21 protein-coding genes are annotated in these 25,963 nt (G+C 59.3%); 13 read left to right on the forward strand and 8 right to left on the reverse strand.

The window, feature by feature from the left end; translation table 11 throughout:
• Position 1 precedes the first annotated feature (1 nt).
• Complete coding sequence (locus tag GH722_11935) at positions 2-2,203, reverse strand: phospholipase (GenBank protein MRG72469.1); 2,202 nt, start codon at positions 2,201-2,203, stop codon at positions 2-4.
• A 72-nt stretch (positions 2,204-2,275) separates the two neighbouring features.
• Here GH722_11935 and GH722_11940 point away from each other — a divergent pair, with 72 nt between their 5' ends.
• The 5 genes from GH722_11940 to GH722_11960 all read left to right on the forward strand — a co-directional run bounded on the left by GH722_11940 (position 2,276) and on the right by GH722_11960 (position 9,192).
• Positions 2,276-2,905, forward strand: a complete 630-nt coding sequence (locus GH722_11940) for a hypothetical protein (protein ID MRG72470.1) — start codon at positions 2,276-2,278, stop codon at positions 2,903-2,905.
• A 145-nt stretch (positions 2,906-3,050) separates the two neighbouring features.
• The gene (locus tag GH722_11945; GenBank protein MRG72471.1) at positions 3,051-4,007 is read left to right on the forward strand and encodes a TAXI family TRAP transporter solute-binding subunit; all 957 of its coding nucleotides are present in this window, start codon (positions 3,051-3,053) and stop codon (positions 4,005-4,007) included.
• Between the two features lie 173 nt (positions 4,008-4,180).
• Positions 4,181-5,950 (forward strand): TRAP transporter fused permease subunit, encoded by a 1,770-nt coding sequence (locus GH722_11950; protein MRG72472.1) that lies wholly within the window; start codon positions 4,181-4,183, stop codon positions 5,948-5,950.
• A gap of 85 nt (positions 5,951-6,035) precedes the next feature.
• Entirely contained in the window at positions 6,036-7,790 is a 1,755-nt protein-coding gene (locus GH722_11955) for an aldehyde ferredoxin oxidoreductase (GenBank protein MRG72473.1), read from the forward strand.
• A gap of 193 nt (positions 7,791-7,983) precedes the next feature.
• Complete coding sequence (locus GH722_11960; protein ID MRG72474.1) at positions 7,984-9,192, forward strand: ABC transporter substrate-binding protein; 1,209 nt, start codon at positions 7,984-7,986, stop codon at positions 9,190-9,192.
• Positions 9,193-9,201: 9 nt separating this feature from the next.
• Here the strand turns inward: GH722_11960 and GH722_11965 are convergent, their stop codons facing one another.
• Positions 9,202-10,089, reverse strand: coding sequence for a hypothetical protein (locus GH722_11965; protein MRG72475.1), 888 nt, complete (start codon positions 10,087-10,089; stop codon positions 9,202-9,204).
• Between the two features lie 205 nt (positions 10,090-10,294).
• Between GH722_11965 and GH722_11970 the strand changes: the two genes are divergently transcribed.
• The gene (locus GH722_11970) at positions 10,295-11,980 is read left to right on the forward strand and encodes an ABC transporter permease subunit (protein MRG72476.1); all 1,686 of its coding nucleotides are present in this window, start codon (positions 10,295-10,297) and stop codon (positions 11,978-11,980) included.
• Positions 11,977-12,615, forward strand: a complete 639-nt coding sequence (locus tag GH722_11975; GenBank protein ID MRG72477.1) for an ATP-binding cassette domain-containing protein — start codon at positions 11,977-11,979, stop codon at positions 12,613-12,615. Before GH722_11970 ends, GH722_11975 begins: the two co-directional genes overlap by 4 nt.
• A 35-nt stretch (positions 12,616-12,650) precedes the next feature.
• Here the strand turns inward: GH722_11975 and modC are convergent, their stop codons facing one another.
• From modC to GH722_12000, 5 genes are read right to left on the reverse strand one after another with little or no spacing between them, the layout of a single operon-like run.
• The gene (modC, locus tag GH722_11980; GenBank protein ID MRG72478.1) at positions 12,651-13,751 is read right to left on the reverse strand and encodes a molybdenum ABC transporter ATP-binding protein; all 1,101 of its coding nucleotides are present in this window, start codon (positions 13,749-13,751) and stop codon (positions 12,651-12,653) included.
• Positions 13,748-14,443, reverse strand: coding sequence for a molybdate ABC transporter permease subunit (modB, locus tag GH722_11985; protein ID MRG72479.1), 696 nt, complete (start codon positions 14,441-14,443; stop codon positions 13,748-13,750). The genes modC and modB overlap by 4 nt, the downstream gene beginning before the upstream one ends.
• Positions 14,440-15,216, reverse strand: coding sequence for a molybdate ABC transporter substrate-binding protein (gene modA, locus GH722_11990; protein MRG72480.1), 777 nt, complete (start codon positions 15,214-15,216; stop codon positions 14,440-14,442). Before modA ends, modB begins: the two co-directional genes overlap by 4 nt.
• A 39-nt stretch (positions 15,217-15,255) precedes the next feature.
• A complete protein-coding gene (locus GH722_11995; protein ID MRG72481.1) occupies positions 15,256-16,794 on the reverse strand; it encodes a glycerol-3-phosphate dehydrogenase in 1,539 nt (512 codons plus the stop codon).
• Entirely contained in the window at positions 16,787-17,572 is a 786-nt protein-coding gene (locus GH722_12000) for a DeoR family transcriptional regulator (GenBank protein ID MRG72482.1), read from the reverse strand. The genes GH722_11995 and GH722_12000 overlap by 8 nt, the downstream gene beginning before the upstream one ends.
• A gap of 327 nt (positions 17,573-17,899) precedes the next feature.
• On the opposite strand from GH722_12000, the gene GH722_12005 reads away from it, so the two are divergent.
• From GH722_12005 to GH722_12030, 6 genes are read left to right on the forward strand one after another with little or no spacing between them, the layout of a single operon-like run.
• On the forward strand, positions 17,900-19,459 hold the full coding sequence (locus GH722_12005; GenBank protein MRG72483.1) for a polyamine ABC transporter substrate-binding protein: 1,560 nt from the start codon (positions 17,900-17,902) through the stop codon (positions 19,457-19,459).
• A gap of 38 nt (positions 19,460-19,497) precedes the next feature.
• On the forward strand, positions 19,498-20,472 hold the full coding sequence (locus GH722_12010) for an ABC transporter permease subunit (protein MRG72484.1): 975 nt from the start codon (positions 19,498-19,500) through the stop codon (positions 20,470-20,472).
• Entirely contained in the window at positions 20,469-21,365 is an 897-nt protein-coding gene (locus tag GH722_12015) for an ABC transporter permease subunit (GenBank protein MRG72485.1), read from the forward strand. The genes GH722_12010 and GH722_12015 overlap by 4 nt, the downstream gene beginning before the upstream one ends.
• Before the next feature lie 2 nt (positions 21,366-21,367).
• Entirely contained in the window at positions 21,368-22,375 is a 1,008-nt protein-coding gene (locus tag GH722_12020) for an ATP-binding cassette domain-containing protein (GenBank protein ID MRG72486.1), read from the forward strand.
• Positions 22,372-23,379 (forward strand): ATP-binding cassette domain-containing protein, encoded by a 1,008-nt coding sequence (locus GH722_12025; protein MRG72487.1) that lies wholly within the window; start codon positions 22,372-22,374, stop codon positions 23,377-23,379. The genes GH722_12020 and GH722_12025 overlap by 4 nt, the downstream gene beginning before the upstream one ends.
• Positions 23,380-23,382: 3 nt before the next feature.
• Entirely contained in the window at positions 23,383-23,976 is a 594-nt protein-coding gene (locus GH722_12030) for a 2-hydroxychromene-2-carboxylate isomerase (protein MRG72488.1), read from the forward strand.
• 150 nt (positions 23,977-24,126) lie between these two features.
• Here the strand turns inward: GH722_12030 and GH722_12035 are convergent, their stop codons facing one another.
• Complete coding sequence (locus tag GH722_12035) at positions 24,127-25,920, reverse strand: dihydroxy-acid dehydratase (GenBank protein ID MRG72489.1); 1,794 nt, start codon at positions 25,918-25,920, stop codon at positions 24,127-24,129.
• Positions 25,921-25,963: the final 43 nt, after the last annotated feature.

The following is a 25,963-nucleotide window of genomic DNA, read 5'->3' on the forward strand; positions in this document are numbered from 1 at the left end:
TTCAGGCCGTACCGGCATTTCGCAGTTTTTCGGCCAGCGCCTGAAGGCCGAAGGACAGGGCAAGCCAGCAGGCGATGGCCAGTGCGAAAAGGGTCATTGACGTGGGGGTCGGATCAGACAGAACGGCACCAATCTGGTGGCCGAGAAGTGTCATGATCAGGATGCCCGGACCCATTCCGAGTATAGTGCCGAGGATATAATCGCCAAACCGGATATGGCTGGCACCGGCAACCAGATTTATGACAGTGAAGGGTGCGATCGGCAGCATACGCAGGGCGGCGACACTGAGGACGCCGCGTTTTGCGAGTTTGCGACTGAGCTTGTTGATCGTGATGCCCAGCAGGTTACGCATGATATCGCGACCGGCATAATGCCCCGCACCGTAGGTGACGATGGCACTGCATACCGAGCCTGTCAGGGCAAAGATGAAAGCCTGCACCGGGTCGAGCAACAGGCCGGTGACCGCAATCATGACGGTTACCGGAAACATGATGAAGCCGCCCAGCACAAAGCAGAGTGGTACAAGCAGAGGTATCCAGGCACTGCCGGCAAACTGGTTCAGCTGTTCTGCCAGATCGGCCGGGCTGGTCATCTGGGCCAGCGGTGTGAACCGCCAGATGGCGATAAGGACCAGAATGACGACTGCGCCGAACAGCGGCTTTACAAGGCGTCGTCGCCCCTGTCGCACGACCTGACCGCTGAACATGTCACCAACAAAATTCGGAGTGTCGATCGGGCGTTCCGGATCGGCGATGCTTTGTACGGTGAGAGAAATCTGGTCTTCGGGTGTGTCAGATATCTCTACCGGCTTCAGGCACCGGTCCTGTTCGGAGAAGCGATCGATGCATCGGATCAGGCCATCCTCGTCGATGGCCTTACGAATAGTGTCTGTGTCACAGTCCAGATGCTCTGCCAGCAGACGGGCGCGGATACAGGCGATGGTTTCCGATTCTTCATCCGTGCTGGCTTCAATGCTGAGATCACATTCCGTATCGGTTCGCATGGAGCGGTTGTTGATATTGGAGGAGCCGACCCGCAACAGCCGGTTATCAATGATCAGCAGCTTGGCGTGAACCATTACGCCCTCGCCGCTTGCGTCATCAGGCAGAGCCGGGAAGACCAGCCGCACACGGTCTGCCAGATCATTCTCGGCGATCCGGCGCATGAAGCGGATGCGTCCGAGATTCATGCTGCGCTCTTCAAGCCAGCTCTGATGCACATTGGGAGCGACGATCAGGACTTCGAGATCCGGTTTTTCCTTCATGCAGGTGATCAGACTGTCAGCAACGGCATTTGCGGTCAGGAACTGGTTTTCGATATAGATGCATTTCTCGGCAGCTTCGATTGCCCTCTTGTACAGCGCTTCGACTTCATAAAAGCCGCCGGAACCATATTGGGGGGGCAGGGTGCGGGAGATGCTGATGCTGACCTTCTCGAATTCCGGATCAACGCTGTCGGGCCAGCAGTCGCCGGTCGGGTCAACGGCTGGCGGCTCGGTACAGCTTGCCAGCCGCCAGCGTTCACGCGCCAGATCCGCCATTGCCCCGGCTGCATCGCCATCGACGACCATCTGAATATCGTGGAACGGGCGGTAGGGATTGCCGAGCGGGTCAACCCGTGCGTCGTTTGTCAGCGCATGTGACGGATCATCCCAGCGGTTGACGGCCAGATCAATGCCGCCGCTGAAGGCGACCGTATCGTCAATCACGACAATTTTCTGATGATGTGAGGAGCCAACGGGCAGCACGTCATCCAGGCATACCTTGATCTGGGCCGGGGTCATCCAGTCCAGATGTATCGAGGGCAGGGGCTCGCGTTCCAGGGCGTAAAGCATGGAATAGTCCCAGAGCAGAATGTGGATTTTCAGGTCCGGGGTCTTTTCCGCCAGGGCTGTCAGGAAGGGGCCGAGCGTCTCCGGAAAACCATCGTCCGGCGGCCCGTCAGGCCCGTAAAGAGGTGTTCGACTGTCGACATCCCATCCAGCGATGAAAACCGTCGACCTTGCCTTGATCAGGCTTTCCCGCAGGGCAGCATAATAAGGGGCAGCGTCAACCAGCACGGCGGCGCGGTTGGCGGTTTCGGTTCGCCAGCAGGTTTCGCCATCGACGAGGATCGGCTGGTCTTTCTGCATCATTCGGATTGTAGCTTTCTGTTCGTTTACAAGGACGTATACGCAATTCAGGGGTGAAAGTTCCGGTCGCATCCGGATTGCGTTCTGCTGTCCGGCGGCTAACCTGCTTATCCCCTTATCTGAATGATAGCATCGGGCAGTGTGATGACGACAACCGGTCCTGACTATATCGATTTATGGCCGACCCGCATGTTGCGTTTTTCGCTGCCGGGATCTGCTGCGGCGAATCCGCTGCTGGCAGAGCTTATCAGACAGGCGGACAGCCAGAGATCAGAAATGACCACCAGCTATCTGGAGTCCGACTTTCTGCGTACTGACCATCCGGTTATCGAATGGCTGGGGAACTGTCTCCGGCGGGCTGTGCAGGATTATGCGACCAGTCTGGGTATTGACTATACACTCGATTACAGCCTTCAGGGCTGGGCGAATCTCAACCGCTTCGGGGATTACCATAACCTCCACAATCATCCGCATAGCTGGCTGAGCGGCACTTACTATGTGCAGATGCCGGATGGTACTGACGATCTGCCGGGCCGTGATGACCGGAATCCCGGTGCGATCAGCTTTTTCGACCCGCGGGGGCAGGCGAATATGAATGCCATTAAAGGAGACGGGCAGGTCGATCCCGAATACCGGGTTACGCCGGCCGCTGGCGACCTGCTGCTCTGGCCGGCTTTCCTGCATCATCTGGTTCACCCGAATCTGAGCCAGGAACAGCGGATGTCAGTTTCCTTCAATGTGGTGCTGAAATGGCGGGACAGCTACCTGCCGTGAACCCGTCCCGGACAGCAGGTGATATATCTCCGGATTGACTTAACTGATCCGGGAATATCAGATGCAGCCCAAGAATAAAAAGCCTGCAACAACCTGTATTCTGCGGGTTATCAGCCTATCAACCATCATCTCGGGGAGAGAACAGATGAACCTGATTAAATCTATCGGTCTGGCCGGTCTCGGACTGGCTGTCAGCCTTGGTGCCGCGCAGGCAGAAACCCGCGTGGTCTATAAGTCCGCGAAGAGCTCTTCATCCTATTATCAGATGGGCGTTGAAATTGCCGAAGCGATGAAAGCCGGCACCAACGGTGATGTTATCGTCACGGTCGAGGAAAGCCAGGGCTCGGTCCAGAACGTTATGGAAGCGGCTCAGCGTCAGGGAAATTTCGTGTTCACCACGCCGCCTGCACTGGTCAATCTTGCGCAGGGCGCGAAGGCCATGTTCAAGGACAAGGGCAATCCGAAATATGATGATATCCGGGCATTGTTCCCGATCCCGTCCCTGACCATGCATTTCGTCGTCAGTGAAAAGAGCGGCATCAAGTCTTTTGCCGATATGGAAGGCAAGACCATCCTGATCGGGAAAGGTAGCTTTGGTGCGACGGAAGGTGAGAAATATCTCAAGCTGTTCGGCCTTGAAGGCAAGGTGACGCTGGCCGACGTGGAACTGTCGAATGCGGTTCCGGCACTGAAGAACGGCCAGATCGACGGGTTCGTCACCGCCGGTTCATTCCCGGCGCCGAATGTGATTGAAGCTGCTGCCGGCAGTGGTGTCAGTGTTCTGTCCCTCAGTGATGAGCAGATCGCGATGACAAAGCGTACACGGCTGGTCATTCCGGCAGGCACCTATGCCGGTCAGGATGCGGATATCGTGACGACATCGCTGCCCGTGGTTGCCTACACCACAACCGGTATGGATGACGCAACGGCCTATGAAATGGTCAAGACCTTCTGGGGCCAGCGTGAGAAAATGGCTGCGGGTGCTGCCTGGTGGAAAGGCGTCAATCCGGAGATGCTGGAGAATATCACCAGCAAGATTCATCCCGGCGCGATCAAATTCTACAAGGAAAAGGGCTTCGCCCTGACCGATGCGCATATGTAAGACAAACAGGGCGGTGGATTACTGAGCCGCCCCGGTTTTTACGGTCCTTCGAGACGCGACTGCGTCGCTCCTCAGGATGAGGTGATTTGTGTGTTCCTTATTCTGAGGAGGCGCAAAGCGCCGTCTCGAAGGACCGTTTCGAACGCCCGGCACCAGTCAAGCGGAGAACCGTCATGCCGACACAGGTCCGCCTGTTCTGGGGCCTTCTTGGTTTCATTTCCATCGCCTTTCATCTGGGACTGATCTTCTCTGGTCTGGTTCCGAATCTGATCAGCCGTCCGCTGCATATGGCGCTGGCACTACCCTGGGCGCTGGTGTTTATCGCGAGAACCCCGTTGCAGCGGGTGAGCGGTATTATTCTGACACTGGCTGGCGGGGCGGCGACGGTCTGGGTTGCTTTCAATCAGTCCGCGTTATCGGATCAGTATGGTTTTCTGTCCGGTGATTTTCAGCTGGTTCTGGCCATCACATTGCTGGTGACCGTGCTGGAAATGGCGCGCCGGTCAATCGGCTGGCCGCTGCCGGTGGTGGCTGCGCTGGCTTTGGCCTATGGCCTGTTTGGTCAGCATATTCCCGGTGAGTTCGGCCATCCCGGCACACCTCTCAACAGCTTTCTCGGAACACTAACCATTGCGGAAGGTGGCCTCTGGGGCAGTCTGACAGCGGTTTCGGTAAACATCGTCGCGATCTTTGTGATCTTCGGGGCTGTGCTGAACGCGGGAGAAGCCGGGCAGGGCTTCATGAATGTGGCGGCTGCTGCTGCCGGGCGGCTGAAAGGCGGGGCTGCGAAAGTGTCGGTCATTGCATCTGCTCTGTTCGGCTCAATCTCCGGTTCGGCCTCGGCCAATGTTGCCTCCACCGGCGCGATTACCCTGCCGACCATGACCCGGCTTGGTTATCCGAAAGCACTGGCCGGTGCTGTTGAGGCGGTGGCGTCATCCGGTGGCCAGATCATGCCGCCGCTGATGGGGGCGGGGGCCTTTGTCATGGTGGAGCTGACCGGCACCCCCTATACCGGCATCATGGCGGCGGCGCTGTTGCCTGCATTGCTGTATTTCATTGCGGTCTGGATTGGTATCGACGGCTTTTCCACCCGCTATGAACTGCGCGGACTGAGTGCAGAGGAACGCCCTTCGGCACAGGATGTGCTGATCACTTCGGCTTTCTTCATGGTGCCGTTCTCGGTTCTGCTGTGGGGGATTTTTATTGGCGATTTCACACCGCAATATGCCGCCTGTCTGGCAATTCTGGCGGGTGTCCTGCTGTTGCCCTTCGATGCCCGGCTGAAACTGGATATCAGGCGCACGGCGGAGCGGGTATTGGATGCCTGTATCAGTGCGGGCAGCCAGATCGCCATGATCGGTGCGATCATTCTCTGCGCGTCGATTGTCATCGGTGTGCTCGGGATTACCGGGCTGGGTGTGAAGATCACCTCGGTCATTCTGTCTGGTTCCGGCGGGATGCTGTGGCCTGCACTTTTATTGACGGCACTGGCCTGTCTTATCCTCGGCATGGAAGTACCGACAACGGCAGCCTATGTGATCTGTGTTTCTGTCGCCGGGCCGGCTCTGATTTCGCTGGGGCTTGAGCCGCTGCTGGCGCATCTCTTTGTCTTCTGGTTTGCGCTGCTCTCGACCATCACCCCGCCAGTTTGTGGGGCTGTGTTCATTGCCGCCGGCATTGTCGGGGAGAACTGGCTGAAAGTTGCCATCTTCGCGATGGCGCTGGGTCTTGGTCTTTACCTCATCCCGCTGGGGATGGTGGCCAACCGTGATCTCATCGAACTGGCGGATGCACCGCTCTCCGCCCTGTTTGCGATGCTGAAGGTGGGCGTCGGGATTGCGCTGGTTTCAAACGGGGTGATTACGCCGAAAGTCTGGTTCCTGCGTGCTGGGCTTGTTGCGGCGGGCGGGGTGGTTGTGTTCGCGCCGGTCAGTATCTGACGAAATACCCGGATACTGCGACTTTCCAAAACGCCGAAAATCCCTATATATCCTCTCATCCCGTCCCATTGCCGGAGGTTGCGACATGCGCACCTATCTTCATTTCGATCTGCCGACCCGCACCGTTGAACGTGAAACCCGGTCCGGTGAGCAACTGGCCTATGCCGGACGGTATTATATTGCCAGGACGCTGGTGGAACGGGATGTCGCGACGGTGGACCCGCTGTCTGCTGACAATCCGCTGATCTTCTCGGTCGGGCCGTTTGCCGGGACCAACTTTTCAAATGCGAACCGCATCAGCGTCGGCTGCAAAAGCCCTCTGACCGGCGGGATCAAGGAATCCAATGCGGGCGGCACTTTCGGCTTTGCCCTCGGCCAGATGGAAATCTGCGGGTTTACCCTGAACGGCGTGTCTGATGACTGGGTGGTTATCCGGATCACCAAGGACGGTGAGATTACCTATGACGATGCCACGCCTTACATGGGCAAGGGCAATATCGAAGCGGCTGGACTGCTGCATGAGAAATATGGCGAGAAGGTCAGTCTGGCGCTCTGCGGTCCGGTTGGTGAATATCAGGGGCTGGTCGCCGGCATCGCCTTCTCTGACCCGGAAAACCGGCCGGTCCGGATCGCCGCCCGTGGTGGCGTCGGCGCGGTGATGGGATCGAAGAAAGTAAAAGCCATCGTTGCCGACAAGGTGAAGATGCCGACCTTCTCTGATCGCAAGAAGGTCATGATGGGTGTGCGCGACTATGGCCAGAAGCTGAATGCGGATGCCGCCATTCAGGCGCTGAACAGCCGTGGTACCGCGATGGTGGCTGACATCATCAATCACATGGGCGGTCTGCCGGTGCGCAACTTCTCCTCCGGACAGCTGGTCGACCGTGAGAAAGAGACCCTGAAAATGGGCGGTGAGTTCATTCGTGAGCAGAACCTGCAACGGGGTGGCACCCCCACCCATGCCTGCATGCCGGGCTGTCTGATCCAGTGCTCGAACATCTATGCCGACAAGGATGGCAAGGAGATGGTCTCGCCGCTGGAATATGAAACCATCGGCCTGCTGGGCACCAACTGCGGTCTGTCCGACCCGGATGATGTGGCCCTGCTGAACCAGATCGCCAATGACCTGGGTATCGACACCATCGAAATCGGTGCGACGCTGGGTGTGCTGATGGAAGCCGGTCAGGCAGCCTTCGGCGATCATGTGTTCATGGCGGCGGCACTGGAAGATGTGCGCAAGGGTAATGAGCGTGGACGCCTGCTGGCGCAGGGCACGCATCGTGTTGGTGAGCATTATAATGTGAAGCGTGTACCGGTCATCAAGAAACAGGCCATCAGCGCTTATGACCCCCGGGTTATCGAAGTGACGGGAATCAGCATGATGGTCACGGCGCAGGGTGCGGACCATACAACCGGTAACCTGCCGACCTTTGACTGCAAGGACAAGACGACCGAGGAACTGGCGGAAGCCAGCCTTGATGTACAGGCGCTGTGCGCTGCTGCGGATTCCGTTGGTCTCTGTGTTTTTGGCCGGTCGGTGACGAACATCAATTTTGAACTCATCATGGACTCGATCAACGGCGCGCTCGGCACCGAACTGCCCATTGATTTCATCCCGACCATGGGCCGTGAGGCGCTGGTGATGGAAATGCAGTTCAACGAGAAGGCGGGCTTTACGGTCGCCGATGACGAACTGCCAGCCTTCTTCTATGACGAGAAGCTGCAACCCACCAACAAGTCGGCCCGCCATCACGCGCAGGCCGTCAACGATTACCGACTGGAATGGCTGTCCAAACACAATGTCACTGTGAATGCGCTGCCGAGCGACAGCCCTTACTGAGCTTTATAGTACGGCCATAAACCCTGTCATCCCGTCGACGGCCGGGATGACAGGGTTTCATCGTTGAGCCAGCAGGCTTCGGACACCCGGAGCCAATCAATTACCCCATGATCTCGCGGCAATGTTATTGTACCGGACCGGTGACATTCGGTAACTGCTGACCGGGTTCATAATCATGTGGGGGCTATCGGCGATGTTCAGGACATTCTTATCACTGCTGCTGACCGGGTTTCTGTTGCAGCCGGCTGTGGCGGCCGATCCGGATCCGAAGAACTGGGACAAGGTTGTCGCTGCGGCAAAGGGGCAGACCGTTTACTGGAATGCCTGGGCAGGTGAGCCACGGATCAATGACTATATTGCCTGGGCCGGTCGTCAGGTTGAAGAACGCTACGGCGTGAAGGTCGTTCATGTGAAGCTGAGCGATACGGCGGAAGCGGTCTCCCGTGTTGTCGCAGAGAAATCTGCGGGCAGGCTGGAGGGTGGCGCCGTCGATCTTATCTGGATCAATGGCGAGAACTTCGCCTCGATGAAACGCAATGACCTGCTGTTTGGTCCCTGGTCGGAAGATATCCCGAATTTCGCCCTGACCAACCCGGCTGAGAATCCGGGCGTTCGTGAGGACTTCACCGTACCGGTTGAAGGTTATGAAGCCCCCTGGGGCAAGGCGCAGATTGTGTTCTATCACGATAGCAAAACCCTGCCGGACCCGCCGCGCAGCATGGCGGCCCTGCTGGACTGGGCAAAAGCCAATCCCGGTCAGATATCCTATCCGCTGCCACCGAACTTCCTAGGCTCGACCTTCATCAAGCAGGCACTGATGAAACTGGCCTCAGATACGACGCCGCTTTATGCCCCGGTCGGTCAGTCGGACTTTGCCAGAGTCAGCGCACCGCTCTGGGCTTATCTTGATCAGCTTCACCCGCATATGCTGCGTCAGGGCCGGTCATTCCCGGCTAACGGAACGGAACTGCGTAATCTGGTTGCAGACGGTGAACTGTCTATCGGGTTTACCTTCGATCCGGCAGACCCTTCCTCCGCCGTTGCCAATGGCGAATTGCCGGACACAACCCGGACCTTCGTGCTTGATGGCGGGACGATTGGGAATGTCAGTTTTCTGGCGGTCCCGTTTAATGCTGCACATAAAGCCGGGGCCATGGTGCTGGCCAATTTCCTGCTGTCACCGGAAGCGCAGGCCCGCAAGCAGGATCCGGCCGTCTGGGGTTCGGCAACAGTACTGGCGGTTGATCTGCTGCCGGCCGCAGAGAAAGCCCGGTTTGACAGCCTTGACCTTGGTGTTGCCACCCTGAAGCCGGAACAACTCGGCCGAATTCTGCCGGAGCCGCATCCCAGCTGGATGGAACAGATCGAAGCGGAATGGGCGAAGCGTTACACAACGCAATAATGTCAGGGGCTATCGGTTGAAGTCGTCCCGCAGGAACGGGAGAGTCACAAAGCCAAGCCACCATGCCATGAAGATGGCACCGAGGATCAGCAGCAGAGAATCAACTGAAACCGGGGCCGGGACACCGAGAGTGCGGCGGTAAGGTTCGCGAACCGGCATTGCGGCTGTTCCCATGACCGGATTTCCGGTTCGCGTCAGGGCAACGGCAGTACTGCTTTCAGACAGTTTCAGCCCGCCACCGGGAAGGACCGGAACCCCGGTTCGGGCATAGGCTTCCCAGTCGTTCAGCAGGGCGCTCGATTCAGCGGAAAATACAGGTCTGCCGACATACCAGCCATAAAACAGGGTGATCAGCATCAGCGGGTCAATATTTACCCCCCGTTGCAGCCTGAGATCGAAATGCCCCTGAATGCTCCGGTTCGTCGAGCGATGACCATAACGAAGGTTGGCGACGGTGTTGTTCAGCACATGCACCAGCTGGTTGGCGGCGACGGCGGTCTGAACAGGCGTGCCGTAGTGGTGCCGGTGAATGAGGTGTATTCGCCGGCCTATTGACAGGGCCCACTGAACTGTCAGCTTCAGCAGGGTTGGCGGATAGAACAGGTTCGCCCATGACGGGCGGAATATGGCGCCTACGAGTACCAGGAACTGATTCACCGACAATACACCATTCAGATAGTCGACGACCATTTGCTCGATATCGCCGAAACTGAGGTGATGGCAGAGATCCATGCCGATCGTACTGACTGACGCCGTGAAATCAGACGGTGAGTACAGACTGTTGGTGCTGACAAGCGCCGAGGCATAGTCCCCGGCAATTCCGCGCACGGCTGCTTCAAACGGGCGCGCTGCCGCCGCCCGCTCAAAGTTTCCTGTCGCCGGATTGAATATGATCATGCCATTAGCCTTTGCGATGCAGGTGAACGGACTCTGCAATTATTGAGTTTCAATATGTTTAAGTAGCGGCTGCGGTTATCGAATTCTCGCGGTATTGTTATTGTACCGGGAGGGTCGGGGTCGCTACCTCTGGGCGGTCGCAAAGGGGAAAGTCCAGCTCGATGAGTTCAGATGAGATTACCATCCGGCCTTCCGGATTCTCTTCATGATCCGGCTGGCTCCGGCTGTTGCTATTGTTTTTCTGACAGCCCCTGTGCTGTTTGGACTGGTGGGTGTGGTTTTGCCCGCATTCGGCTGGTTGCCGGTTCTGGGCGGCGACAGCCTTTCACTGGAGCCATGGCGTCAGCTGGCGGCACAGCCGGGTATCGGAATGTCGGTGGTCGTCAGCCTGCTGGCCGGTCTTGCCACGACGGCCATTGCCCTGACGGTGGTGATGCTGTTTCTCGCCGGTGCGGGGAACGGGCGGGTCTATCAATGGGTACGACGCGCCGTCTCGCCACTGCTCTCCATGCCGCATGCGGCGGCGGCTTTCGGAATTGCCTTCCTGATTGCGCCATCCGGCCTGATTGCCCGTTTTCTGTCGCCCTGGGCGACCGGGTGGGAGCGACCGGCTGACCTGCTGATTGTCCATGATACGCTCGGGCTGTCGATGATGCTGGGGCTGGTGGTCAAGGAAATCCCGTTTCTGCTGCTGATGAGTCTGGCGGCCCTGCCGCAGATTGATCCCGCCCGGCGGGTCGCGGTGGCGAGGTCGCTGGGCTATCGTCCGGTCACCGCCTGGCTGAAAGCAGTCGCCCCCAGCCTGTACCCGTTGATCCGTTTGCCGGTCTATGCGGTCATAGCCTTCTCGTCATCGGTGGTTGATGTCTCGCTGATTCTGGGGCCGACAAACCCGCCGACGCTGGCTGTCTCGATCATCCGCTGGTTCCACGACCCGATGCTGGAAATGCGCTTTCTGGCCTCTGCCGGGGCGGTCCTCCAGCTTGGGGTGACCGGCCTTGCCATGGGCCTCTGGTGGCTTGCGGAACGGCTTGTCGGCTATTGTGTGCGCTGCTGGATCGAACGGGGGGCAAGGGTATTTTGTGATTCTTTGCTTCGCTTCCTTGGTATCACGCTGATCTGTCTCGCGGTGATACTGGCGGCGGCAGGTGTCGTGGCACTGGTGATCAATTCCTTCGCCGGCTTCTGGCGGTTTCCCGATGCCCTGCCGCAGGCTTTCAGCCTCCGGCAATGGAACCGGGCCGGGCCGGGTGTCTTTCAGGCTCTTGGCGTTACCTTTACCGTTGGTTTTCTGGCGACGGCCATTTCCGTTGTTCTGGTGATGGCCTCACTGGAGAACGAGGTCAGGCGGGCACGGCCCAGTGGTCAGGCGGCGATGCGCATTCTCTATCTGCCGCTGATCGTGCCGCAGATCGCCTTCCTGTTTGGTATCGTGACGGGGGCTGAAGCAATCGGTTTTCGTCCGGGGCTGGCACTGGTGGTCGCCGGGCATGTGATCTTCGTGCTGCCTTATGTCTATCTTTCTCTGTCCGAATCCTACCGTCAGCTTGATCCGCGCTGGGTCATGGTTGCCCGCACCCTGGGGGCTGGTCCGAACGGTGCTTTCTGGCGGGTGCGTCTGCCGATGCTGCTGGCTCCCTGTCTGACGGCTGTCGCCATCGGACTGGCGGTCAGTGTCGGACAGTATTTGCCGACGCAACTGATGGGTGCCGGACGGGTGCCGACCGTGACCACGGAAGCGGTGGCTCTTGCCGCCGGGGGCAGTCGTCGGATCATTGGCGTCTGGGCGCTGGTTCAGGCACTGGTGCCTGCTGTCGGTTTTGCCCTGGCCCTGATGCTGCCACGATTATTCTACCGAAACCGACGTGATCTGAGAGACGCCGCCTTATGAGCCATCACCTGACCCTGCAGAATATCGAGATACGAAAAGAAGGTCAGTTGTTGCTGGCGGCGGATACCCGGATTGGTCCGGGCGAGGTCTATACGGTCATGGGACCGTCCGGTGTCGGGAAATCAACCCTGCTGGCAATGGTCGCGGGCTTCATCGACCCGGTATTTGTGACGCAGGGTGCCATCTTGCTGGACGAGCGGGACATCACGGAGCTTCCCATTGAGCAACGGCATATCGGCCTGCTGTTTCAGGATCCGTTGCTGTTTCCCCATCTTTCCGTCGCGGGCAATTTGCGGTTCGGTCTGCCGGCATCAGTCCGCGACCGGAAGTCACGTGTTCTGATGGCCCTGCAGGATATTGGACTGGGTGGCTTTGAAGACCGCGATCCGGCCACCCTGTCAGGCGGGGAACGGTCCCGTATCGCGCTGATGCGTCTGTTGCTGTCGGATCCCCATGCGGTGCTGCTGGACGAACCTTTCTCGAAACTTGATGCCGGGCTGCGCAGTGAAATGCGCGATCTTGTCTTCGGCCGGCTGAAAGCGGCGGGCCTGCCAGCCATTCTGGTGACCCACGATGCAGAAGATGCAGAAGCCGCAGGTGGTGAAGTTCTGGACCTTGGTGCGGGTTCAGCGTGATTTCGTCTTCCGGGTCCGGGATGGCGAAGGCGGGGTCAGGCTTTTGTACGCTCAGATGTCGCCCGTTCGATGCTGACGGATTTGATGACGGCAAACACCCGGTCGCCCGGTTTCAGCGACAGTCGTTCGCGGGACATGCGGGTTATGCGGGCCAGCAGGAAGCTGTCACCACAGGCCAGCCGGACATCAAGATAAGGGCCGGGTTCTTCGCGGAATTCGGTGATCGTGGCGGCCAGAATATTATTGGCACTGATGGCATCCGGTTCAGTTCTGGCCAGCATGACATCGCGGGCGCGGATACGCAGCCGCAACGACTGACCGATGGTGGCGGCCAGTCCCGGTATCCAGATCGACCCGCCGGAAAACCGGGCCTCTGTCATCTGGGTTTGCCTGTCCTGTGTCGCGACCGTGGCGCGCAGTGCGGCACCCGCTTCGAACCGGCCGGTCAGCGGAAACAGGTCGAGCCGTGACAGCACGTCTTCTACAGGTCCGGCGGCAGCAACCCCGCCGTCATTCAGCAGCACGATATCGTCCGCCAGCCGTGCGACCTCGTCAATGGCATGGCTGACATAGATGATCGGCATCCGCCGTTCATCCCGCAGGGTTTCCAGATAGGGCAGGATTTCCGCCTTGCGGCCCTGATCCAGTGCCGCCAGTGGTTCATCCAGCAGCAGCACCCTTGGTGAGGTCAGCAGGGCCCGGCCCAGGGCAACACGTTGCTTTTCACCACCGGACAGCAAACGGGGGTGGCGGTCCAGCAGATGCCCGAGTCCCAGCATATCAATGATGGCGGCGCGTTCGAGGCTTTCTGGTCGTGGTCTTGCGCGCCGAGCAGCATAGTCGAGATTGCCACTGACCGAGAGGTGAGGGAACAAGCGGGCATCCTGAAACACATAGCCAACCCGGCGTCGTGAGGCGGCAAGATTATAGCCCCGACTGGTATCGAGCAGAACCTCGTCATCAACCGAGACAAAGCCCTCCGCAGGTGACAGCAGTCCGGCAATCACATTGATACAGCTGGTCTTGCCGGATCCGGAGGGGCCAAACAGTGCGGTGACACCGTTTGAACCGGCCTCAAAGGCCGCGTTCAGGGAAAAGCCGGGGAATTCATGGCGAAAGCGGACGGTGATGCTCATCGCCCGACAATCGCCCGTAATTTCCGTGCGGCGACTTCCGACAGGAACAGCCCGGCAAAGGCCAGAAGGATGGCCATGATTGCCAGCCTGGCGGCGGCTTCCTCTCCGCCCGGTGTCTGGATCGCGGTATAGATGGCCAGCGGCAGGGTTCGTGTTTCACCGGGGATGTTCGAGACGAAGGTGATGATTGCCCCGAATTCACCAAGGCTGGCCGCAAAGGCAGTGATGGCACCAGCGAGAATACCCGGAGCCGCCAGCGGCAGGATGATGCTGATAAACCGGTCCCAGGCGTTGGCGCCGAGGGTCTCCGCCGCCTGTGTCAGTCCGGGGTCAATCGCCTCCATCGCCAGCCGGATGGCGCGGACCTGAAACGGAAAGGTGACGATCGCAGCAGCCAGTGCGGCCCCGGTCCAGCTGAACACCAGCCGTATATCGAAGGTCTCCAGCAACCACCGGCCCAGCGGTGCCCGGGCACCAAAGGTGATCAGCAGCAGGTAACCCATGACAACCGGCGGCAGAACAAGGGGCATATGTACGATGGCGTCCAGCACGGACCGGCCGGGGAACCGGTGGCGGGATAACAGCCAGGCCACGGCTATGGCAAAGGGCAGGGCAACGAGGACAGCGATCAGCGAAATCCTGAGGCTCAGGAGGACCGCCTCGATTTCCGCATCTGACAGGGTGAAACTCACTGTCCGCCTGCTTCCCGGAAACCGTGTTTTCGCAGAATTGCGGCACCTTCCGGTCCGGTCAGGAAAGACAGAAACTCTTTTGCCTGATCCGATATGCCACCGGTGACGAGGGCGACGGGATAAAGGATCGGCTCATGCGAGCTATGGGGCAGCATGGTCAGGACACGTACCTGTTCTGTAAGAGCCAGATCGGTCGCGTAGACAATCCCGACCGGCGTTTCACCCCGTGCAACCAGTGTCAGGGCGCCGCGTACATTGTCGGTCAGCGCCAGCCGGTTGCTGACATCGTTCCACAATCCCAGCCTCTCCAGCGCCTGACGGGCATAAATGCCGGCGGGAACATGGGCGGGATCGCCGATCGCCATCCGACCCCGGTCACCAAGCAGCGCCGCAAAGGGCTGTGGTCTCTCCAGGTTTATCTGTTCTGCACTCTCACTTGCCGCGCCGATGACAGCCAGCCGGTTGGTGGCCAGCGTCTGGCGTGTGGCGGGGTCGATCAGCTTGCGGTCCTGAAGATAGTCCATCCATTTTGAATTGGCGGAGATAAAGACCGAGGCGGGCGCGCCCGCTTCTATCTGCCGGGCCAGTGTTGAGGAAGCGGCAAAAGAACTGCGTATCCCGCCTGATCTGCTGTCCGGAAAGCGGCTGATGACCTCTTCGACCACATTGGTCATGCTGGCGGCAGCAAACACAGTCACTGTCTCCGCGGCAGGACAAACCGTTGCGGTGAGGGTCAGGCCCAGAACCAAGGGTAAAATCCGGTTGTATCTCATGGCGCTAGATATAACCGAAGGCCGGTAGAATCCAAATGTTCAGTTTGCTGCCATCCTGCCGGATACCGATAGCTGTTCACGCTGGCTGAGATAGTCCTGCAGCCGAATATGGTCGGCTTCATCGGTTATCAGGCCAAGCTTTGTCCGGCGCCACAGAATGTCCTCTGCGGTTCTCGCCCACTCACGGGCCGTCAGATAGTCGACTTCTGCCTGATAAAGATCAGCCCCGAAATGCTGGCCGAGATCACTTGCTGACCGGGCTTCACCGATGATTGTCCGGGCATTTGTTCCATATTGCCGCAGCAGACGGCGGGCATGGTCCGGTTCCAGAAACGGGAAGGAGGTCATGAAATCCCGATGCAGTGCCTCAAACCCGGTTGCCGGAAAATCGCCGCCGGGCAGGGTGCTTGTTGCTGTCCAGGCGGGCTGGCGCTGTCCCAGTGCCTGCTCGATTTTTTCCAGAACAGATTCAGCCAGTCGGCGATAGGTGGTGATCTTGCCGCCGAAAATGTTGATCAGTATGCCCTCGCTGGTAGAGCCTTCTTCCCGCAGCACATAGTCGCGGGTGGCTTCCTGTGCTTTTGAGGCACCGTCATCAAACAGCGGCCGGACACCGGCATAGGTCCAGACGATATCATCGGGGGTGACGGCCTGCCGGAAGTAATCGCTGGCGGCCCGGCAAAGATAGTCGGTCTCCTCTGCCGTGATGGCGGCTTTGGCAGGGTCGCCGCTGAAATCATGGTCAGTGGTTCCCAGCAACGTGAAGTCCTGCTGGTACGGAATGGCAAAAATGATCCGCCCGTCAGCATTCTGAAAGATGTAGCAGCGGTCATGGTCGAACATTTTCCGAACGACAATATGACTGCCCTGTACCAGACGCACATTCTGCGCCTTGTCCCAGCCGGCAGCGCCCGACAGCACCTGATCAACCCAGGGGCCGGACGCATTGACCAGCAGCCGTGCGGTGGTGACGGTTTCAGTGCCGGTGGCGCGGTCCAGTGTGTGGATATTCCACATGCCATTTTCCCGGCGGGCGGAAGTGACTTTCGTCCGGGTTCGTATCTGTGCTCCCCGGTCTGCCGCGTCCTGCGCGTTCAGGGCGACCAGCCGGGCGTCATCGACCCAGCAATCCGAATATTCGAAACCTCTGGAGAAGAGCGGTTTCAGAGGCTGTGCGGTAATATCCCGGGTCATGTCGAGGGTGCGGGTCGCTGGCAGCAGTTTGCGACCGCCCAGATGGTCATAAATGAACAGGCCAAGCCGCAGCAGCCAGGCCGGGCGAAGATCCTTGTGATGGGGCAGGACAAACCGCAGCGGCCAGATAATGTGCGGTGCCATTTTCCAGAGCACTTCACGCTCTTTCAGGGCTTCGCGTACCAGCCGGAATTCGTAATGTTCAAGATAGCGCAGTCCGCCATGCACCAGCTTGGTCGACCAGCTTGATGTGCCGCTGGCCAGATCATTCATTTCGGCGACAGCCACCCGGAAGCCGCGCCCTGCGGCGTCGCGGGCAATGCCGCAGCCGTTGATGCCGCCACCGATGATGAAAATATCGACGTCAGTCTGTGTGTCAGGCATCGGGTATGCGTCCTGTGTTTGTGACACTGATGGTCACATCATGATTGTCGCAAATCTCCTGCACGGCGGCAGGAGGGGGCTGGTCGGTCACGAAGGTCGAGATGTCAGACATATGTGCGATGCGAACCGGCGCGGTTCGTTCGAACTTCATGCGGTCTGCAACCAGAATGGTCTTGCGGGCGCTTTTGATGATCTGTTGCGAGACCACGACTTCGCGATAGTCGTAATCCAGAATCGCCCCGTCTTCATCGATCGCCGAGGCGCCGATAATTGCGAAATCGACGCGAAACTGGCGGATGAAGTCAACGGTTGCTTCACCCACGATGCCGCCATCGGCAGGGCGCACGATACCGCCGGCAATGATGACCTCTGACGAAGGAGAGCCCCGGAGGATGTTCGCGACATTGATATTGTTGGTGACGACCATCAGCCCCTGATGCCGGCAGAGGGCAGCGGCGACCTGTTCCGTTGTTGTCCCGATATTGAGCAAGACGGAGCTGTTGTCCGGAATCAGCTTCGCACAGCGTTCACCAATCTCGCGCTTGGCTTCTGCTGCCAGTATCCGCCGTGAATCATAGGCATAGTTGGTGACGCCACCGGACGGGTAGACGGCACCACCATGAATGCGCTGCAACAGCCCGCCTTCACAGAGGTCATTGAGATCTTTTCGGATTGTCTGGGGTGAAACCTCAAGGTCTGTCGCGAGCGACTCAACCTCGACGTGCCCCTCAAGCCGGGCCAGCCGGATGATCTCGGATTGCCGGGGTGAAACAGCCATGCGCAAAAGCTTTCGAATTTCTTCGTATAACCCATATATAGGCGCGTTTATTTTCTTTTTCAGTCAAAATAACAATTAAATTTTGAAATATGGTTCGTTTTCTTTCAGTGCTGACCCCTGTTGGGTGTGCCTGCAGGTTCGTGATCTGCGGGATCAAACGAGATGTCGATGACGTTGTTGAGTGTAATAATAAGACGTATTGGTCATGGAATTCTTCGAAATGACTTAACCTAAGAACATTTGATTTGGCCGCGTCTCCAAATAGCTTTAGCCTGTCCTTCGGTTACGGCCTGCGGGTCGTGTGACGGTATGGTTCAGGAAGGGGTCATCATGAAATTCAGGACATTGGGCGTTGCTGCGGCAACGGCGCTGGCATTGCTTGTTACAGCGCCGGCACAGGCACAGAGCATTTTGAACGTTGGCGCATTTGGCGCAGACGCGAATAAACTTGATCCGCATCTTTCCGGTGGCGGTCAGGACCGGGCGCTGTTCGGCTATGTCTTTAACAGTTTGATGCGCTTTAAACCGGGCAGCATGGACCCGAAAGATATTGAACTGGATTTGGCGGAATCTGTCGAAGGTTCGCCGGATGGTCTGGTCTGGACCATCACCCTGCAGAAGGGTGTCCAGTTCCATCATGGCTATGGCGAACTGACGGCCGATGATGTGATCTATTCACTCGACAAGGCACGCGACCCGAAAACATCCGGCTTTTCAAAAACCTTCGGGGTGATTTCAGGGATCGAGAAGATCGATAGTCATGCACTGAAAATCACGCTGTCAGACCGCGTTCCGACCTTTGAAGGTATCCTGGCTGACCCGTCAGGGGGGCTGATTATCAGCAAGAAGGCGGCTGAGGAACTTGGCAGTGACGTCAAGGCGGTGATGATCGGCACGGGCCCGTTCCAGTTCGAAAGCTACACACCGAAGAATCAGACCGTGCTGTCGGCCCATGCGGGTTATTTCCGCGGCAAGCCGAAGATCGACCAGATCAACTACCGCTACATTCCCTCGGATAATGCCCGTGAACTGGCTTTTGCCTCTGGCGAAATTGACCTGTTCTATGGCCGTCGCGAGCAGGACTGGGTGGATCGTATGCGCGGCCAGTATGGCGACAGCATTGAAATTGATATCTTTGCACCGAGCCAGTCGCGGATGCTGCATCTGAATCAGAGCGTCAAGCCGCTGGATGACATCCGGGTTCGCAAGGCCATCGAACATGCCATCAACCGGGACGAATTCCAGGCGCTGATCGGCAAGGACATCACCCGCCAGCTTCGCAGCCCGGTGCCGAGTGGCTTCCTTGGTCAGACCACGGACGTCCCGATGTATGACTTCGATCAGGACAAGGCAAAGGCCCTGCTGGCCGAAGCCGGTTATCCGGATGGCCTGACCATCAAGGTTCCGACCACGAAGATCGGCAGCCTGAAAGTGCCGTTTGAACTGATCATGGAACAGCTTCGCCGGGTGGGTATCACGCTGGAGGTGGACTTCATCGATCACCGCGCCTGGCATGCCCTGATCCGCAAGAATGAAAGCCCGCTGGTGATTTACGGCGCGGCACCGTTCCCGCAGGCCGACGCCATCCTGACACCGTTCTTCCATTCCGGCTCGATCGTCGGCACGACGACGGCTCAGACCAACTTCTCGCATTGCAATGTTGCCGATGCAGAACTGGACGCAGCCCGGTCTGCGGCTGATCCGAAGGCACAGGCTGCCAGTTGGGCGGCGGCTCAAGTCAAGATCATGGAAGCGGCCTGTGTTGTGCCGATCTTTGAACTGCAGCAGGTCTGGGGTCGCCGTGCGACGCTGGATTACGGCTACGATCTGACGGGTACGCTCAATCTCGGACCCCCGATCACCGAAAAGACCACGATCACCCGCTGATTGTGTCATCAGAAGCTGAAGGTCGGGGCTGAAGATATATGACTTTGAGACAACTGGCGGCGCGCAACCCGACGACATTCTTCATTGCGCGCCGTCTGCTGTTTTCTATTCCGACCATCCTTGCGGTGCTGACGGTGATTTTTTTCGCCATGCGCACCCTGCCGGGTGACCCGGCCTATGCCATCCTCGGTGATATTGCGACGGCGGAGGCGATCGAGGCCCTACGGGAGCGGCTGGGTCTGAACCTGCCGGTCAGCCAGCAATATTTCGATTTCCTGCTGGGTATCTTTCAGGGCGACTTCGGCACATCGCTGGTGTTCGGGCGGCCTGTTCTGGGTGAAATTCTCCGGGTGCTGCCGTTCACGCTGGAACTTACCTTCGCGTCGATCATCATCGGCAGTGTTGTCGGCATCCCGCTGGGCGTGCTCTCGGCGCTCTATCGCAACCGGCTGCTGGATTATATCACCCGCATCGTTTCGCTGATCGGCTTCTCCATACCGGTTTTCTTTACGGCCATTCTTCTCATCCTGGCCTTTGCCGTCCATTTCCGCTGGTTCCCGGTCATCAGTTCCGGAAATTCGGCCGGATTTTCAGGGCGGATCAACGAGCTGGTCCTGCCGGCGCTGACCGGTGCGCTGTCGCTGATGGCGATGATGACCCGGGCAACCCGTTCCTCCATGCTGGAAGTGCTGGGGGAAGACTATGTGCGGACCGCCCGTGCCAAGGGGGCGCCGCCGTCGATTATCGTCATTCGTCACGCGCTCCGAAATGCGCTGATCCCGGTGGTGACCATCATCGGTCTGTATTTTGCGCTGATCATCGGCAATTCGGTGCTGATCGAAACCGTATTTACGCGCCCCGGTCTGGGCTCGCTTATCATCGGGTCACTGGATAACCGGGACTATCCGATGGTGCAGGGGCTGCTGGTGATTTATGCGCTGATTATTGTGGTTGTGAACCTCGCCACAGACTTGTCTTACAGTGTTATCGACCCGCGGGTGAAACGATCATGAGCCAGCCCGTCGCAGATGAGCCACTGGCCCCGGTCAGCGGATCCCCGGTGTTTCGTGCGCTGGTCGGTGCCTTCAATCACAACAAGCTGTCATGGGTTGGTCTGGGCCTGTTCATGGTGCTGGCCATTCTGGCTCTCGGTGCACCGGTTCTCGCGCCCTTCGATCCGATTGACCAGAGCATCATGAGCCGCATGAAGCCGCCCTCTGCCGAGCATCTGTTTGGCACCGATCAGTATGGCCGTGATCTGTTCTCGCGTGCGCTTTACGGGGCGCGGGTATCGCTGCTGGTGGGGGTGATATCGGTTCTGCTCGGTCTGGTGATCGGCGGATCCCTGGGGGTGATCGCCGGTTATTTCGGGCGGATGACAGACACAGTCATCATGCGGGTGATGGATGTCATGCTGTCCTTCCCGACGCTGATCATGGGCATCATCATCGTGGCCCTGCTCGGGCCCAGCCTGCCGAATGTCATCATCGCGATCACCGCAACGCTGGTGCCGAAATTCGCCCGTATTGCCCGGGCACCGACCATCGCCATCAAGGAGCGCGCCTATATCGAGGCCTGCCACGCGATGGGCTATTCCGATCTGCGTATCATGCTGCTGCATATCGTGCCGAACATTCTGGCTGAGATTCTGGTGATGGCATCGCTCTGGACCGCCAATGCGATCATGATCGAGGCCGGGTTCAGCTTTCTGGGCCTCGGGGTGCGCCCGCCAACACCAACCTGGGGCGGTATGATCCGGGAAGGTTTTGAACATATCTTTCAGGCCCCCTGGATGAGCCTGTTTCCGGGTATCTGTATTCTGCTGGCGGTGATGTCGCTGAACCTGCTGGGTGACGGTCTGCGCGATGCGGTCGATCCACGTCTCAAACGCTCGAAGGAGGGCTGAACGTGGCTGATCCGGATACCGCACAAGCCCCGCTGCTTCGTGTCGAGGGACTGACAACCGAATTCCGGCTGGGTGGCCAGTGGCATTCCGCCATTCGCAACCTGTCCTTTTCTGTCGATCGTAATGAGACACTGGCGATTGTCGGTGAATCCGGTTGTGGCAAAAGCATCACCGTGATGTCGCTGATGCGTCTGCTGCCGGAGACCGGCTGCCGTCTGACAGCGGATCAGGTGACGCTGAACGGTCAGGACCTGATGGGCCTGTCGGAAGAGGAAATGCAGTCACTGCGCGGCAACCGCATGGCGATGATCTTTCAGGAGCCGATGACCGCCCTGAACCCGGTATTGCCGATTGGTCTCCAGATCGCCGAGCCGATGATGTTTCATCGCGGACTTTCCCTGGCTGAGGCGCGGCCAGCGGTGATCGAACTGCTGGATCAGGTTGGCATTCCGTCTGCGGACAAGCGGGTCGACGACTATCCGCATGAATTTTCCGGCGGTATGCGCCAGCGTGTGGTGATTGCCATGGCGCTGGCCTGCGATCCGGACCTGCTGCTGGCGGACGAGCCGACGACGGCGCTGGATGTCACCATTCAGGCGCAGGTTCTGGCCCTGCTGGCCGACTTGAAAGCCGCCAAGGGCATGGGCATGATCCTGATTACCCACAGTCTGGGCGTGGTCGCCGCCGTCGCGGACCGGGTGGCGGTAATGTATGCCGGTGACATGGTCGAGACCGCGGGCGTTGAGGAACTGTTCGCCAACCCCGTCCATCCCTATACCGAGGCGCTGATCCGCTCTATCCCCCGGCCTGACCGGGATATTGAGGCGGTGGTGCCGATTACCGGCACGGTACCGTCGATTGACCGGATGCCTGTGGGCTGCCGCTTCGCCGCACGCTGCGCCTATGCCGAGGCACGCTGCACCGAATCCGCCCCGCCGCTGATGCCTGTGGGTGAGGGGGGCAGCCATATTGCGGCCTGCTGGGTCCGGGCCGGGGGGCAGACCGCATGACTGCCCTGCTTGAAATTCATGACCTCCGCAAGTTCTTCGAGACCCGCCGTGGTCCCTTCGGGGCTGAAATCAGCGTTGTCCGCGCCGTTGACGGTGTCTCCTTCACGGTAGAGCGGGGCGAGGCCTTTGGGCTGGTTGGCGAATCCGGCTGCGGGAAATCAACGGTCGGGCGACTGGCCTTGCGGCTGATCGACCCGGATGAGGGCAGCATCACCTTTGAGGGTGAGGAAATCGCAGACCAGTCGCGTCGCAGCCTCCGGCATCTGCGCCGTCGCATGCAGATGATATTTCAGGATCCCTATTCCTCCCTGAACCCGAAGATGACTGTCGGTCGCATTCTGGGGGAACCGCTGAAAGTACATGGCATTACGCCGTCCGGGGACATTCCGGCACGGGTGAGCGAACTGCTGGCGGAGGTCGGTCTGCCGGCAGATGCGGCCAGCCGTTATCCGCATGAATTTTCCGGCGGTCAGCGTCAGCGAATTGCGATTGCCCGTGCCCTTTCCGTCGATCCGGAATTTATCGTGGCGGATGAGCCGGTCTCGGCACTGGATGTCTCCATTCAGGCGCAGGTACTCGACCTGATGCGCAACCTGCTGGAAAAGCGGGGTCTGGGTTTCCTGTTCATTTCGCATGATCTGGGTGTCGTCCGCTATTTCTGTCAGCGCCTTGCGGTGATGTATCTCGGTCGCATTGTCGAGGTTGGTGCAGTGCCCGGTATCTTTGACGAACCGCTGCATCCCTATACCAAGGCCCTGCGCGCTGCCTCACCGGTGCCCGATCCGACCGTTGGCCGCACCCTTGCCCGGCTGGAAGGTGAGGTGCCCTCTGCCTCCAATCCGCCATCCGGCTGTCACTTCCATCCCCGCTGTCCCCATGCCACTGATCTCTGCCGCCGTACCTATCCGGCCTGGACCGAGATGGGGGATGGCCGGGCGGTTGCCTGTCACCTTTATGACCCGGCGTCTGCCGGGGAAATGTCCACTCCATCTGAGAAGGCCTGAATCATGACCAAGAAGACCGTCATCTATTTCCATTCCCTTTCCTCGCCCTGGGCCTATCTGGGCGGTCCGCGCTTTCACAAGCTGGTGGAAAAGTATGACCTTGATGTCATTCTGCGCCCGACGACCATCGTGCAGGAAAACGGCGGTATCCCGCTGCTGACCCGCCCGGATCCGCGTCGTAGTTATCATGAGCTGGAACTGGATCGCTGGCGCAAGCGGCTCGATATGCCGCTGGTGCTGCGTCCGAAATATTACCCCTCGGACCCGCAGTTCTCTGCCCGCATGGTGATGGCCGCCGACCAGCTTGGCCTCGACGCCCTCACCCTCAGCCACGCCTTGCTGCATGCCCTCTGGTCAGAAGAAAAGGATGTCCGTCTGCCGGAAGTCCGTCAGGCGGTTGCTGACGGTCTCGGCATGGATGGCGCGATGCTGGTCGCCAAGGGCGAATCCGACCAGATCAAAGCCGACTGGAAAGCCAGCCACGAAGAAGCCATCACCCACGGCGTCTTCGGCACCCCCACCTATATCTATAACGGCGAACGCTTCTGGGGCCAGGACCGCCTCGACTTCCTCGACGAACGGCTGGCCGAAGGCTGATCAGGCATCGCCCCTGACGCATCGCCTCCTCATCCTGAGGAGGCGCGGAGCGCCGTCTCGAAGGGTGGCGCTCCGTCTCGAAGTCAGCGGTTTTCATTGATCCTTCGAGACACGCCCTGCGGGCGTTCCTCAGGATGAGGGGAGCATTGCTCAATGCGAATGCCGCAGTCCGGGCTTCGTCCTCACGATATCCAGAAAAGCCGTCGCGGGTTCCAGGCAGCCGCCGGTGTTCAACTGGCCGACCATGCCCCGGTAAATCTGTTGCCAGGGGGTCTGATCTTCGGGGTAGGTTGCAACCCATTTAGTGCGTCGTTCTTCCAGTTCTGATTCATCGACCAGCATGTCGGCCCGGCGGGCCGGGATGTCGATGCGGATGCGGTCGCCGGTTTGAAGGAGGGCGAGGCCGCCGCCGACGGCGGATTCCGGGGAGGCGTTGAGAATTGAGGGGCTGCCGGAGGTGCCGCTCTGGCGGCCGTCGCCGATGCAGGGCAGTTCCAGGATGCCACGGCGGATCAGCGCATCAGGTGGCTGCATGTTAACGACTTCGGCAGAGCCGGGATAGCCGACAGGGCCGCAGTTGCGGATGACGAGGATCGAGTCTTCACCGATATTCAGGGCGGGATCGTTGATGCGGGCGTGATAATCTTCCGGTCCCTCAAACACGGCGGCACGGCCTTCCAGAATACCTTCCGAGCCGGGGGTGGAGAGGTAGCGCGCTTCAAAATCAGCACTGATGACGGAGGTCTTCAGCACGGCCTCGTCGAACAGATTACCGGTCAGCACGATATAGCCGGCATGTTCCCGGATCGGGCGGGCCACGGTATGGATGACATCGCCGTCCGGCGCGGGTGCATCGCGGAGGTTATGGGCGACGGTCTGGCCGCTGACGGTGAGCGCACCCCCGTCGACATGGCCGGCGCGCATCAGTTCCGCCATAACAGAGGGTACGCCTCCGGCGCGGTGAAAGCCTTCCCCCAGATATTTGCCGGAGGGCATGCAATTGACGATCAGGGGCAGGTCTGCCCCGTCGCGCTGCCAGTCCTCCAGACCGTGTGTGACCCCGGCATGGCGGGCGATGGCGGTCAGATGTGGCGGACAGTTGCTCGATGCTCCGATGGCTGTGGCAACTGCAACCGCATTGCGGAAGGCAGCTGGCGTCAGAATATCGGTCGGGCGGATGTCCTCCTGCACCAGATCGACGATACGCTGGCCGGTGCGGTAGGCCATCTGGCCACGTTCACGATAAGGGGCCGGAATGGAGGCACAGCCGGGCAGCGACATGCCCAGCGCCTCGGCCAGGCTGTTCATCGACAGGGCGGTCCCCATTGAATTGCAGTGGCCGATAGAGGGGGCGGAGGCCGCCGCCATTTCGATGAAGGTATCATAATCGATCTCGCCCTTGGCCAGCAGGGAGCGGGCTTCCCAGATCACCGTGCCGGAACCAACCATGCGACCCTGCCACCAGCCGTCGAGCATTGGCCCGCCAGACAGCACGATGGCCGGGATATTGACCGTCGCTGCTGCCATCAGGCAGGCTGGTGTCGTCTTGTCGCAGCCGGTAGTCAGCACCACACCGTCGAGCGGATAGCCATAGAGCACCTCGACCAGACCGATATAGGCAAGATTGCGGTCCAGCGCCGCGGTGGGGCGTTTGCCGGTTTCCTGAATAGGGTGGACCGGAAATTCAAAGGGAATGCCGCCGGCATCGCGAATACCGGCGCGGGTACGTTCCGCCAGATCAATATGGTGGCGGTTGCAGGGCGCCAGGTCGCTGCCGGTCTGGGCAATGCCGATGATCGGTTTGCCGGAGCGCAGTTCTTCTGATGTCAGGCCATAATTGAGATAGCGTTCGAGATAGAGCGCGGTCATACCGGGATCGGCGCTGTTATCCCACCAGTCCTGACTGCGGAGACGGCGGCGGTTGTCTGGCGGGCTGGTGGTCATTATCCGGTCATCATGGTTGCGGTGAACAGCACTCAGCCTACCC

It is taken from the genome of Alphaproteobacteria bacterium HT1-32 (assembly GCA_009649675.1).
Lineage (GTDB): Bacteria > Pseudomonadota > Alphaproteobacteria > Rhodospirillales > HT1-32 > HT1-32.